14 protein-coding genes are annotated in these 12,480 nt (G+C 40.4%); 10 read left to right on the forward strand and 4 right to left on the reverse strand.

Translation table 11 applies throughout. The features are described from left to right. Nucleotides 1-11: 11 nt before the first annotated feature. Complete coding sequence (locus AC4PHB_RS11110) at nt 12-497, forward strand: ECF transporter S component (protein ID WP_492136491.1); 486 nt, start codon at nt 12-14, stop codon at nt 495-497. Between the two features lie 28 nt (nt 498-525). Here the strand turns inward: AC4PHB_RS11110 and AC4PHB_RS11115 are convergent, their stop codons facing one another. After that, nucleotides 526-762, reverse strand: coding sequence for a hypothetical protein (locus AC4PHB_RS11115; protein WP_492136492.1), 237 nt, complete (start codon nt 760-762; stop codon nt 526-528). Between the two features lie 23 nt (nt 763-785). Continuing rightward, nucleotides 786-1,325: a MarR family transcriptional regulator gene (locus AC4PHB_RS11120; protein WP_492136493.1), complete on the reverse strand. Its 540-nt coding sequence runs from the start codon at nt 1,323-1,325 to the stop codon at nt 786-788. Nucleotides 1,326-1,592: 267 nt separating this feature from the next. On the opposite strand from AC4PHB_RS11120, the gene AC4PHB_RS11125 reads away from it, so the two are divergent. From AC4PHB_RS11125 to AC4PHB_RS11150, 6 genes are all read left to right on the forward strand, one after another. Continuing rightward, the gene (locus AC4PHB_RS11125; protein WP_492136494.1) at nt 1,593-2,807 is read left to right on the forward strand and encodes a DUF401 family protein; all 1,215 of its coding nucleotides are present in this window, start codon (nt 1,593-1,595) and stop codon (nt 2,805-2,807) included. A gap of 31 nt (nt 2,808-2,838) precedes the next feature. Next, nucleotides 2,839-4,017, forward strand: coding sequence for a MalY/PatB family protein (locus AC4PHB_RS11130; protein WP_492136495.1), 1,179 nt, complete (start codon nt 2,839-2,841; stop codon nt 4,015-4,017). A gap of 20 nt (nt 4,018-4,037) precedes the next feature. Next, nucleotides 4,038-5,237 (forward strand): amidohydrolase, encoded by a 1,200-nt coding sequence (locus tag AC4PHB_RS11135; RefSeq protein ID WP_492136496.1) that lies wholly within the window; start codon nt 4,038-4,040, stop codon nt 5,235-5,237. A 29-nt stretch (nt 5,238-5,266) separates the two neighbouring features. Next, the gene (locus AC4PHB_RS11140; protein ID WP_492136497.1) at nt 5,267-6,676 is read left to right on the forward strand and encodes a Na+/H+ antiporter NhaC family protein; all 1,410 of its coding nucleotides are present in this window, start codon (nt 5,267-5,269) and stop codon (nt 6,674-6,676) included. 19 nt (nt 6,677-6,695) lie between these two features. Then, nucleotides 6,696-7,232, forward strand: coding sequence for a redoxin domain-containing protein (locus AC4PHB_RS11145; RefSeq protein ID WP_492136498.1), 537 nt, complete (start codon nt 6,696-6,698; stop codon nt 7,230-7,232). A gap of 83 nt (nt 7,233-7,315) precedes the next feature. After that, nucleotides 7,316-8,656 carry an MATE family efflux transporter gene (locus tag AC4PHB_RS11150; protein WP_492136499.1) on the forward strand — a complete coding sequence of 447 codons (1,341 nt, stop codon included), beginning with the start codon at nt 7,316-7,318 and terminating at the stop codon, nt 8,654-8,656. A gap of 55 nt (nt 8,657-8,711) precedes the next feature. Here the strand turns inward: AC4PHB_RS11150 and AC4PHB_RS11155 are convergent, their stop codons facing one another. Then, nucleotides 8,712-9,200 (reverse strand): MarR family winged helix-turn-helix transcriptional regulator, encoded by a 489-nt coding sequence (locus AC4PHB_RS11155; protein ID WP_492136500.1) that lies wholly within the window; start codon nt 9,198-9,200, stop codon nt 8,712-8,714. Nucleotides 9,201-9,215: 15 nt separating this feature from the next. Next, nucleotides 9,216-9,710: a GNAT family N-acetyltransferase gene (locus tag AC4PHB_RS11160; RefSeq protein ID WP_492136501.1), complete on the reverse strand. Its 495-nt coding sequence runs from the start codon at nt 9,708-9,710 to the stop codon at nt 9,216-9,218. A 122-nt stretch (nt 9,711-9,832) separates the two neighbouring features. Here AC4PHB_RS11160 and AC4PHB_RS11165 point away from each other — a divergent pair, with 122 nt between their 5' ends. The 3 genes from AC4PHB_RS11165 (at nt 9,833) to AC4PHB_RS11175 (ending at nt 12,459) form a co-directional block, all read left to right on the forward strand. Then, nucleotides 9,833-10,516, forward strand: coding sequence for a response regulator transcription factor (locus tag AC4PHB_RS11165; RefSeq protein WP_492136502.1), 684 nt, complete (start codon nt 9,833-9,835; stop codon nt 10,514-10,516). Further along, entirely contained in the window at nt 10,513-11,904 is a 1,392-nt protein-coding gene (locus tag AC4PHB_RS11170; RefSeq protein WP_492136503.1) for a sensor histidine kinase, read from the forward strand. Before AC4PHB_RS11165 ends, AC4PHB_RS11170 begins: the two co-directional genes overlap by 4 nt. Nucleotides 11,905-12,000: 96 nt before the next feature. After that, nucleotides 12,001-12,459 (forward strand): DUF2680 domain-containing protein, encoded by a 459-nt coding sequence (locus AC4PHB_RS11175; protein ID WP_492136504.1) that lies wholly within the window; start codon nt 12,001-12,003, stop codon nt 12,457-12,459. Nucleotides 12,460-12,480: the final 21 nt, after the last annotated feature.

The raw sequence follows: 12,480 nt of genomic DNA on the forward strand, positions 1-12,480 counted from the left end.
AGGTGCTACTTATGAAAAAACCAAAGACACTTGTTACCTATGCTGTATTGATGGCCCTTACGGTGGTTATGACTATGGTAGTTCAAATACCAACACCAACAAGCTATGGCTACTTGAACCTGGGGGACATGGTAATATTTGTGACAGTATTCATGCTGGGAAAAAAGGCAGGATTTCTCGTTGGAGGTATAGGATCGGCAATGGCTGACATTCTCCTTGGATGGGGAGCATATGCACCCATAACCTTCGTGGCAAAGGGAATGGAGGGATTTACAGCCGGGCTTCTTATGGAAACTGCATGGGGTAAGAAATTACCCTTTATACCAACTGCTGTAGGAGGTCTTGTAATGGCAGGGGGTTACTATCTAGCAGAAATATTTATGTATGGTGCTAAGGCGGCAGTAGTAAATCTCCCGGCGAACATAATGCAAGGTCTATTCGGCGCCGTAGCAGCTACAGTACTTTGGAGCGTATTGAAAAATAGGCTAAAGGTATAAAAAAAATAAGGTCGGACAAAGTCCGGCCTTATGCTATTAGTGCAACCAATATAAATAGTATTGGGAAAAATGCTAGAAACATTCCCACACGATAATATTTCTTTGTGAACATGAGAATAAATCCTGTGATCCAAAAAAGGACAGCGCTGAAATCATCTATCAGCGAAGCATCCAACCCTCTCTTCTCAATAATTGGTACCGCGATCAAAAAAGCTATGAATCCAGTTGCCATGACATACATACTTCTATATATAGATCTTCTCATCTGAGAATATCCTCCTTCAGGCCTTATTTACCGCTCCTTTGCTTCAGAAGAGTCCTGTAAGTATCCAAACTATCAAACATTATAAGTATCTCATCAATTGTCATTTCTCTATTAAGAACCTTAAGTGTTTTGATTGTATCTAAAACATCATACCGTTTATGGTCATCTGAAATTCTCTTCCCCTTCTCAGTATGGCTGAGGTAAAAAACCTTACCGCTTTTCTCTGATTCCTTCCTTTCAATAAGACCTTTTGACAGAAGCTTTCTGACTGTTTGGCTTGTGGCACTCTTTGACCTTTCCCAGTTATCAGCAAGCATTGTGACTGTAATGTTAGGGTTATCACAAATATCTGTGAGAATGTGTGCCTCCATCATAGACATGGCAACTCCATCAGAGTACTCGTGCCCGGTATTCATATAGTCATTATAGGTCAATACAAATTTGTAAATCTTAAGCATCTTCTCGTTGATTAGACTAAACAGCTTATCTACTTCCTCAGCAGGCATAGAAAACACATCCAGCTTTGGAGACCTTACTAAGCTTTCCATAAAATCCTTATCCATTTTCCACCTCTTATAAATTTTATTTGCCATGTAGAAATCTTAGAATGTAAAATACATTATACCTTAAACTATTTAGAGGGTCAAATAATATATTTACTATATCCACTGGATTATTTGATGAAAAAATGTTTAAATCATACAAAAAAAACATTGAATTACATTAGGGCTTAAAGTATAATGACCTTAAATAGTTTAAGTATTAAACAATAATATATCTAATTAAATTAACTGTTAATTTTAGGGATCAAAACTGATCCGGAGGCAACCATGGATATTATTAAGCTTTCATTGATTTTCATAATAATAATCATAGCTACAAAGAAGAATAAACCTCTTTATATTGCAATGGCACTTGGAATTCTGGGTACGGCTGTTCTCTATGTGATACCGTTTTCTGAATTGCTTCCATTGGTATGGAAGGGGATATATAACATATCGACGATCAATCTGATTCTTGCGTTTTATACTATAACGTTTTTACAGAGAATGCTGGAGAAGAGAGGACATCTTCTTCTTGCTGAGCAATCCTTGACCAGGATTTTCAACAGCAGAAGGGTTAATGCTATGATAGCGCCGTTTGTGATAGGCCTTCTTCCTTCCGTTGGAGCGGTCCTAATCGCAGCTCCAATTGTTGATAACGCAGGTGGAGACTATGTAACGGTGGAGGAAAAGACCTTCATTACTAGCTACTTCAGGCATATATCAGAGGCTTTCCTGCCAACGTATGCTTCAATACTTCTGGCATTGAACCTTTCCGGAGTTGATATGACTTACTTTGTGCTGGCTATGCTGCCGCTGATGGTATTGCTTTTTTTTCTGGGTTATTTTTTTTACGTTAAAAAAATCCCCAAAGAGACTGGTATTCCCGAGTCTACGAACAAGGCTGAAGACCTAAGAAATCTGATCAAGAGTCTATGGTCTATTATCCTTTCAATAGTGATCATCCTTGTGTTTAGGCTGCCGGTTCACTACAGTGTTGTTCTTGTAATAGTTGCTTCAATATTCATTAATAAATTTAGTTTTAAAGAGCTTAGGCCTATGTTCTACACCGCAATAGAGAAAAAGCTTATTTTCACTACTCTGGTAGTTATGATTTTCAAAGAATTTCTAAATTACACAGGCGTCATAGAAAGACTTCCCGGTTACTTCCAGGTGTTGCCTGTCCATCCGGCTATCATATTCGGACTTATATTCTTCTTTGGTACTCTAGTGGCTGGAACACAGGCGATCATCGCTCTTGCTTTACCTTTAGCTTATGCTACGATGCCCACTGGCGGCTTGGCTCTTTTAGTGTTCCTTATGAGTATGACATATATGAGCATGCAGGTTTCACCAACACATATCTGCATCGCTGTAATCGTTGATCACTACAAAACTTCGTTTACTTCTTTAGTAAGCAAAACGATGCCTGTTCTCATAAGCTTCGTAATTTTAAGCAGCATCTATAGTTATGTCTTATATATTAGTTTAGTCAGCCGATAAAAATGTTAGCAAATGAAAAAGGGGGATTCAAATGAAGTACAATTTTGATCAAATTATTGACAGAAGCGGTACAAATGCTTCTAAATGGGAGCCACAGGTCTTAAATCAGCTATTTGGAGAAGAGGAGCTTCTTCCATTCTGGGTAGCAGATATGGACATCAAGGTAGCACAACCTATAGTGGATGCAATTGTAAAAGCGGCAGAGCACGGGATATACGGTTATTCCAATAGACCGGAAGAGTACTATCAGGCAATAATCGATTGGACAGAGAAGAGGTTTGGCTGGAAGATTGAGAAAGAGTGGATCGACTACACACCAGGTATCGTTCCGGCAGTAAACTATGCAATCCAAGCTTTCTGTATGCCAGGAGACAAAGTAGTTATCCAACAGCCTGTATACTACCCATTCTCAAATGCGATCAACAACAACGGTTGCCATGTAGTGAGCAATGACCTGGTATTTGATGGCGAAAAATATAATATGGATTTCGAAGATCTTGAAAACAAACTTAAGGATCCAAAGGTCACTATGATGATCCTTTGCAGTCCTCATAATCCTGTTTCAAGAGTTTGGGATCTAGAGGACCTTAAAAAGGTTGCACAGCTTTGTCTGGAAAACAATGTATTCCTTATATCCGATGAGATACACAACGACCTTGTATACTCAGGCTATAATCATACTATCTTCGGACTTGTTGGTGATGAGTATCTTGACAACCTCATGGTTTGTACAGCTCCAAGCAAAACATTCAACTTAGCTGGGATGCAGTCATCAAATGTCATAATACCGAACCCCGTACACAGACAGAGATTCAGAAGGATCCTGGAGAAGAATTCAATCGGTGGACAAAACCCACTTAGTATAGTATCTTTGATTGCTGCTTATACAGAAGGAGAAGAATGGCTGGAGCAATTATTGGAATACTTTGAAGGAAATATCAAGTTCATAGACGACTATTTGAAGGAAAACCTACCAAAGGCAAAGATGATAAAGCCACAGGCAACATATCTTGCTTGGATCGACTTCAGTGGATACGAGTCAGACAGCAAGAAACTTGAGGAATTAATGGCTAAGAAGGCAAAGGTAGCAATGGATGGCGGAACCTGGTTTGGAGCGCAGGGAGCAGGATACATGAGACTTAATTTTGCTTGCCCAAGAGAGCTATTGAAGAAGGGATTGGACAGAATAGCTTCTGTTCTTAATTCATAAATCTAAGAGGGGGAGATGGGATGGCACTAACTAACGAACTACTTAAGAAAAAAGTCGACGAAGTCGATGAGTACGTAAGGAAGACCAGGGGATACCTCCACGAGTATCCCGAGACCAGCGGTAAGGAATTTGAAACCAGCAAGTTTCTTCAGAAGGAGCTTACTGAAATGGGCTATGAGATCGAAATGGTATCAACCACTGGATTTATAGTCACGATCGAGACAGGTAAACCAGGGAAAACTATTGCCCTTAGGGCAGATATCGATGCTCTGCCAATGCCTGAAAGTGACATGAACCTTGTGGCACCAAAGAAATGGGTTTCAAAAAATGAGGGTGCATGCCATGCTTGCGGCCATGATGCACATATGGCGATGCTGCTCGGAGCAACAAAGGTAATAAATGAAATCAAAAATGAACTGAGCGGTACTATTCTTCTATGTCTGGAAGAAGGAGAAGAGATAGGAACTGGGTGGCCAGCAATGATGGAAGCTCTTTCAAAGAAAAAAATCGATGCTATTTGGGCTATCCATGTAACATCTTTTATGCCTTCAGGAACTATTAATATCGATGCAGGACCCAGAATGGCCGGAGTTACAGTCGTTGAGATGGATATCATTGGAAGAGGAGGACATGGCTCAAGACCGGATCTATCAATAAATCCAGTATTTGGGGCAGCCAATGTGCTGGTTGGACTGGGAACAGCCTGGCCAAACAGGATCAATGCAGAAGAGACTGTTACCTTAGGACTTACGACTATCCACGGGGGGACACAAAATAACATTATTCCTGACAGAGTGAAGATAGGTGGTACGCTTAGATTCTTCAGCACTTCAGAAGGTGAGAAAGCTTGTGATGTTATTAGACAGGTATCCACGAATATTGCAAGGGCTCATAACTGTGAAGTTGAGTTTTCTCCTAATTCGTTGATAGTTTACAAACCAGTAGTTAATGATGATGCACTAGCCGCAATGTTCCAAAATTCACTTTCAGAAGTACTTCCAGAAGGGAGTATAACTCACGGAAACAGATGGTTTGCATCTGAATCCTACCGAGAGTATAGACAACATGCGCCATCAATATTAGCCTTCCTTGGTGTGGGCAACAAGGAATTTGGAAGTGGAGCTGAACACCATAACGTTCACTTCGATATAGATGAAGATGCACTAAAAATGGGAGTTCTTTCAACTGTAAAAATAGTAGCAGACTACTTGTCTAAATAATCAGCAATAATACCTAAGGAGGGTTAAAAATGTCTGAAGCAAAAAAAGAAAGAAAGAAGTTTAAATTACCTCACCTTATGTGGATCCTTATGGGCCTTATACTTATTATGAGCGCATTGACCTACATAATCCCAGCGGGCGAATTTGCAGTACTTGAAGGCGGGAAAATAGACGGAACCAACTTCAACTATGTGGGAACACAAAGTCCTGTAAGTCCTCTTAGAGCATTGTTCCTGATGCAGGATGGTCTTGTAGGATCAGCAGTTATAATAATGACAGTACTTGTTGGTGGAGCTTCAATAGGTGTAATCCTTGCAACAGGAGCTATCGATAACTTCCTTAGCTGGGCAACCTATAAGCTTCAAGATAAAGGCCAGAACACACTGATCATAATCATGATAGTTATGATGGTTTACCTGGGAGGATTTGGAGGTGGAGACTTCCTCATAGCTCTGATACCTATGGGTCTTGTGTTTGCTAGAAAACTAAAGCTCGACCCAATAATGGCGATTGCTGTAACTACATTCGCCACAATGGTTGGATTTGGTACTGGACCAAACAAGCTTCTCATACCCCAAAACCTGATGGACGTTCCTGTATATTCAGGATTCGGAATGAGATTCATTATAATGAACATCTACATGGTTATCGCCATAGTATACGTTATGTGGTATGTTAAGAAGATTAAAAAAGATCCTTCCAAATCAGCTATGGGTAATACCGAATGGCTTACATCTATAAACGAAAGTGGAGAAGCTGTAATCAAGGAATCAAAGTTGACCTGGAGAGATATTCTAATAATGATTATATTCTTTGGTCAGTATGTAGTAATAGTTTACTACTCAATATTCCTGGCACCAAATGCATTGGCAACATATAACTTCCTTGTAGCAGCTCAGACAGTCTCTGCAATTGCATCTGGACTAATAGCTAAGATGTCCTGGGATAAGATTGGTGACGAGTATGCAAAGGGACTTGCAGGTATGGCATTCGTTGGATTCATAATTGGTATGGCTAGGGTAGTATCCCTAGTAATGGCTGAAGGTAAGATACTGCACACTATAGTATACAACATGACTAAACCTTTGATGTCACTAGATAGAGGGATTTCAGCTATAGGACTTACAGGTATTATTGCTATAATCAATCCAATAATTCCATCAGCATCAAGTAAGGCGGCTATACTCATGCCAATAATAAAGCCAATAACAGAGGTACTTGGAATGAACCCACAGATCGCAGTGCAGGCATTCCAGTTTGGTGATGGTTTTACAAACATCATATCACCAGCTCTTGGCTGGACAGTCGGATCATGTGCTGCAGCAGGGGTTCCATTCCAAAAGTGGTTCAAGTGGTCATTGCCTATAGTAATAATAATGACTCTAATATCCTTTGTAATAATATACTTCTTGAACATGATAGGATGGATTGGTTACTAAAAACATAGGAGTTGATCTTTTGAAATTGACAGCAGGCATGAAGATGCCAGAGATAATATATAACACTGCTTATGAAAGCGGTATGAGCTATCTTGAAAAGATAAAAGGTAAAAAGTCCGCTATTCTGTTCAATAGATACTACGGCTGCACTGTATGTCAATTGGACCTTCTGGAGTTGAAGGAAAACTTTGAGAAGTTCACAGAAAAGAATACAGTCCTCAAGGTAGTGCTCCAGTCAGATCCCATAAGCCTCAAGGAGAAGCTTGACAAAGATCCTCTTCCTTATGAGATCATATGTGATCCTCAAGGGGAGCTGTATAAGGAATTTGAAATTAATGCAGCTGGATCCATGACAAAACTTGTCGGTGGAGTGAAGACATTATCAAAAATAAACAGGGCTAAAAAAAGAGGCCTTGAGCATGGCGATTATGAAGGTGAAGAATTACAATTACCAGCATTGTTTATTATTGACGAAACTGGTACAATAGTATACGCTAAGTATGCTAGAAACCTTGGAGATCTACCTTCGGCTGAAGAAATAGCAGCAATGGTGTAGTTTAAAAAAATAAGCTCCATTTGTCCATAGAAGCATACTTACTTAAGTTGGACAAATGGAGCTTTAATTAATCGGAGAGAAATATGTCAGATGAAATGATCAAAAGCATAAGAAAAAGAATACTGGCAATGATAGTCCCCATAACATCAGAGAACCTGCTTCAGATGATCGCAGGAACAGTAACCATGGCATTCATGGGAAGACTTGACGCTGCTGCCGTTGGTGCAGTTGGGATAGGAAATATTATCTTCAGGATGGCATGGGCTATATTCAGAGGCATAGGAATAGGCGCATCTGCAGCCATATCAAGGTATTATGGTTCAAATGACTCAAATAGGATGTACCGGCTCATCGTTGAAGGAGCAGGGGCGGTTTTGCTGTTGTCCCTTTTTGTACAGCAGATAGTTTTCAGATTTGCTAAGTACCTAATAGGCTTTTTAAGCAGCGGAGGAGGACTTCTTGAGGATGCTTTGATGTTTACAGGCATAATTTCTTACAGCATACCTCTGATGGCTTTGGTTGTTTTCTCAGCAGGTGTATTTCAAGGAATGACAAATTCAAAGATTCCAATGTACGCAGTAGGTATTATGAATGGAATCAATATAGTATTCAGCTATCTTTTGATATTCGGAAATTTTGGATTGCCAAGGCTTGGCATAAGAGGCGCTGGCTATGCTTACAATATAGCACAGCTGAGTGCAGCTGTTTTCAGTATAATAATGCTGATGCGAGCAACAAGAAAGCTTAAGCCCAAGGACTCAAAGGGATTTTCTTTCACCGGCTATTCAATCAGGGAGCTTATAAGGTATGGCTTTCCTTCAGCTATGGAGATATTACTGTGGCAGGTGTCCTCTGTTGTTTTAACCAAAGCAGTTCTCACCTATGGTGAGACAGCCTATGCCTCGTACCAATTGGGTCTTCAGGCAGAATCCATATCATATATGCCGGCTGCAGGCTTCTCGATAGCAGCAACTGCATTTATCGGTCAGCACCTTGGAGCTAACGACTTCAAACAGTCCAGGACCTATATGAGTGAGCTAAGAAAGATGGTAGTGGCAATCACCCTGGTTATGGGAGCAATATTGGTGTTTATTCCGGGGCTGGTAATGAGACTCCTTACAACAGATCAGTCGATGATAGCCATAGGAAGCGTATATCTTATTGTGATGGGGATATCCCAGCTGCCGCAAAATTTGGCAGGTCTCTATAATGGAGCATTGAGAGGAGCAGGTTATCCAAATGTTCCTATGTTTACGACAATACTCGGCATATGGTTTATCAGGATACCGCTTGTACTAATTCTAGCTTACGTTGTTAAGGCTGAACTATACTGGATCTGGATAGCCATGGCTTTGGACCTTTTCAGTAGATATATATTCTCCAGAACCTCATTTAGAAGAAATGTTGAGAAAAGATATGAATAATATTATTTAACATTGTAAGTAAACAATAAGGTAGCTCCGGTTATGGAGCTACCTTTTATATCGTTCCCTGTTTAAGGATGTCGCTGTACTTATCGATAATAGAATAGAATATTTCCAATTCTTCCTCAGAAAAATCCTCTCTAAGCATCTTCATTGATCTTAGGATATTCCTTGTATCAAATTGCTTATGTGCTTCTGCAAATTCCTTTGCAGATTTTGTTGGATAAAGGAAGAATACCTTAGCGTCCTGCGTTGAATTTTCTCTATATACATATCCCTTTTTCATAAGTTTTCGAACAGTTTGCGATATTGCACTTGCAGTCCTGTCCCAAACCTTAGCCAACTCCGTAACAGTTGTACCTGGTGAGTCAACAATGTCAGTCAAAACATGAGCCTCCATCATCGAAAGGATATCGCCGGTGCCATAATCTCTTGAGGAGTAGATATAGTCATGGTAGTCAAGCACGAATCTGTATAGTTTATTGTGGTCCTCATTCAGTTTCTTGAATACTTCGTTATTAAAGTCAGTACCTTTATCTAACACAAAATCTCCCTTTCATCAAAGAATATTCTTGCTTCTTCTCTCCATTATGATAGTGTTTTGCCAAGTTCCAAACTTATCCTTAGCAATTTTCTCCCTGTAACCAACTTCTCTGAAACCACATTTAAGGTTCATATTATACGAAGCCCTATTGGTTTCAAAAATTGATGCATATAGGCTATAAAAGCCCTGATTTTCGGATTCATCACACAAATGAGAAAGAAGGATCGTTCCTAGACCCAGTGATCTGAATTTTGAGTCCAGGTAGATGCTTGCCTCTACAACACCCCTGTAAACGGCTCTTGAAGATGTTGGACTCAATGCTGCCCAACCCGCAACAGAGCCATCAACCTCCAATATGAATCTACACTCCCTGATATGGGAGGCATCCCATTCCACATAGGTGGGACAAACAGTTTGAAATGTTGATTTGCCTTCCTCCAAGCCCTGACTGTATATCCTGGAGACCTCATCCCAATCCTCAGGAATCATATTCCTTATTTCAACTCTCATATAAATCACCACCTATATTTTATATAACACAATTTTATCACATTTAGCCAATATAATATCTTGTAGTGAACACAAAAATTTCTAATTGGGTATAGAAATCTCCAAGGGAGGAAAAAATCAAAATGAACATACTTATTGTTGATGATGAAATAAAGATGAGGAAATTACTGAAGGAATATCTTGCTATTGAAGGCTACAATATTTTTGAGGCATCCAACGGTAATGAAGCAATCGAGCAGTTTGGGATGAGAGAATATGAAGCGGTACTACTGGATGTCATGATGCCTGTAGTAGACGGTTGGACAGTTCTCAGGACCATCAGGAGGAGCTCCGACGTTCCTGTTATAATGCTTACAGCACGAGGTGAGGAATACGATAAACTATTTGGATTCGAACTTGGAGCTGACGATTATATGGTAAAGCCCTTCAGCCCGAAGGAATTGATGGCAAGGCTCAAGGCCGTAACAAAGAGGAATATGAAGCTGAAGGATACTGGAGCTGATGGGTTCTCATTTGAAGGCTTGAGAATCGACACAAGCGCAAGAGCAGTTTATATTGACGGAACTCAGGTCAAAATGACTCCAAAGGAGTATGAGCTGTTAATATATCTGGCTGAAAATAAAAACAGAGCACTTACCAGGCAACAGATCCTTGATAGTGTTTGGGGGATAGATTTTTTTGGAGATGACAGGACAGTGGATACTCATGTCAAGGTTCTAAGAGAAAGCCTTGGCGCCTACAAGAGAATGGTGTCTACAGTTTGGGGAGTCGGGTATAAATTTCATCCGGAGGAAAGTGGGAAATGAGAAAAATATCTTATAAGCTGATACTTGGAATGCTTATCCTGGTTTCAGTAACTCTTGGGTCTATCTGGTTTTACCAAACTGTATTTCTTGAGAGTAATTATACAAATAGAATAGTCGATACTTTAAAGACTAACCTCCGTGAAGCAGCTGGTCTATACGAAGCAGGAGACATGACTGACTTTGAAGAGTATGCAGAGAATGTTCTCATCTCAAGGAATATTTCAATAGAAGTATACAGTCTTGACGGGATGACCTCGCTTAGAGGTCCTGGAGGCATGCGTGGACAAATGGCAGGTTCCAGGATATTGAAGGGTGCATACCTGGATGAACTACTTAACTCAGGGGAAGCCTTGACTCGCACAACTCATCCAAGGCAGAACCTAGAGCTCATAGCTTACTCAATAATGATCCAGGGAGGTAAAACTATAATAACAGGTACCATACCTGCTGAACCGATCAACGAAACAGTCGGTATATTGAAGGACCAGCTGATTGGGATATCGCTTTTGCTTCTAATACTGTCAGCAGCTATAGGTACCTTTATTGCAAGGATGCTATTAAAGCCTGTAAGAGAGCTAAACCGAACAGTCAATCAGTTGTCGGAAGGGAATATGGATGCTCGGGCAGAGGTATCTTCCAGGGATGAATTAGGCGAACTGGCAAAAAACTTCAACAGGATGGCCGATCAGCTATCCAAGCTGGACAAGTTAAGGAAGGATTTAGTCGCTAATGTATCCCATGAGCTCAGGACCCCACTAGGACTCATAAGGGGCTATGCAGAGCTTGCCAGAGACGTTCAATATGAACAAACAGATAACAGAAGAGAAAGTCTTGATGTAATCATAGAGGAAACTGACAGACTAGGGGTAATGGTAGATGATATTTTAAATCTCTCTCAAATCCAGGCAGGCTATGCTGAGATAAATCCAGTAGAGGGAGACATTGTGGCTGATGCACAGACAGCTGTTGGGAAATACATCATGACAGCAGAGAAGAAGGGTATTGAGCTTGTGTTGTTGACAGACAAGGATTCCCAAATTGCACGCTACGACCCAAAAAGACTACAACAGGTCTTTCATAACCTGATTACAAATGCCATCAACCACACTGAATCCGGAGGGAAAGTCTCAATATTAATAGAGGACTTAACTACTGCAGTCAGGCTTGAGGTAAGGGATACAGGCAGAGGAATTTCTGAGGAGGAGATTCCCTTTATATGGGAAAGATACTACAAGGTTGACAAAAGCGGTTCAGGAGTTAAAGGATCAGGCATCGGATTAGCTATAGTAAAAGGCATCCTTGAAGCCCATCGATCAGAATTTGGAGTTGAAAGTAAGCCTGGAGCTGGTACTACCTTTTGGTTTGAGATCAGTAAAAAAAAGGAATGATCCAACAAAAAATATATATTTTCATCACAATTTCAACATAACTTTTATATATACTTTAGTCATCAGTTACAGATGAATACAAAGGAGTGTGTTGAGATGAAAAAAACAGTTTTAGTATTGGTAGCAGCAGTTATGCTATTCGGTACGATGAGCGTAGCATTTGCTGAAGTAAGCTGGAGTCCTGCAAAGACATTTGGAGAAATGAAGGGGATGACCGAGCAGGAGGCATATGCTTACAGGAATGAGCAAGACAAAAGGTTTGGAGAGCTAGCACTAGCTGAAGGTGAATCCTTCTATATAAAATTCAGCGAGGAAATGCTGAAAGCGAAAAAGGCTATGCTTCAGGAAATGGTAGGACTTGGCAAACTGACTCAGGAAAGAGCAGATGAGATCATAGCTAAGCTTGAAGCATGCGACGGAACACAGATGAGAGTAATGCAGGGCACCGGGTTATTCGGAAACAGAGATGGTGAAGGTTTCCGAGGAGGCTTTGGCGGTCAAAAAGGGCAGGGTCAGGGCGGAATGATGAGAAGAGGGGCTTGGAACAGTAATTAAATATTATAATTATCGATAAAC

The sequence above is a fragment of the Gudongella sp. QWL-04 genome, from assembly GCF_058683975.1.

Excerpts from the sequence above, each read along its gene's own strand:
- AC4PHB_RS11110 (WP_492136491.1), top strand. The coding sequence starts at position 12 with ATGAAAAAACCAAAGACACTTGTTACCTATGCTGTATTGATGGCCCTT.
- AC4PHB_RS11115 (WP_492136492.1), bottom strand. The coding sequence starts at position 762 with ATGAGAAGATCTATATATAGAAGTATGTATGTCATGGCAACTGGATTC.
- AC4PHB_RS11120 (WP_492136493.1), bottom strand. The coding sequence starts at position 1,325 with ATGGATAAGGATTTTATGGAAAGCTTAGTAAGGTCTCCAAAGCTGGAT.
- AC4PHB_RS11125 (WP_492136494.1), top strand. The coding sequence starts at position 1,593 with ATGGATATTATTAAGCTTTCATTGATTTTCATAATAATAATCATAGCT.
- AC4PHB_RS11130 (WP_492136495.1), top strand. The coding sequence starts at position 2,839 with ATGAAGTACAATTTTGATCAAATTATTGACAGAAGCGGTACAAATGCT.
- AC4PHB_RS11135 (WP_492136496.1), top strand. The coding sequence starts at position 4,038 with ATGGCACTAACTAACGAACTACTTAAGAAAAAAGTCGACGAAGTCGAT.
- AC4PHB_RS11140 (WP_492136497.1), top strand. The coding sequence starts at position 5,267 with ATGTCTGAAGCAAAAAAAGAAAGAAAGAAGTTTAAATTACCTCACCTT.
- AC4PHB_RS11150 (WP_492136499.1), top strand. The coding sequence starts at position 7,316 with ATGTCAGATGAAATGATCAAAAGCATAAGAAAAAGAATACTGGCAATG.
- AC4PHB_RS11160 (WP_492136501.1), bottom strand. The coding sequence starts at position 9,710 with ATGAGAGTTGAAATAAGGAATATGATTCCTGAGGATTGGGATGAGGTC.
- AC4PHB_RS11165 (WP_492136502.1), top strand. The coding sequence starts at position 9,833 with ATGAACATACTTATTGTTGATGATGAAATAAAGATGAGGAAATTACTG.
- AC4PHB_RS11170 (WP_492136503.1), top strand. The coding sequence starts at position 10,513 with ATGAGAAAAATATCTTATAAGCTGATACTTGGAATGCTTATCCTGGTT.
- AC4PHB_RS11175 (WP_492136504.1), top strand. The coding sequence starts at position 12,001 with ATGAAAAAAACAGTTTTAGTATTGGTAGCAGCAGTTATGCTATTCGGT.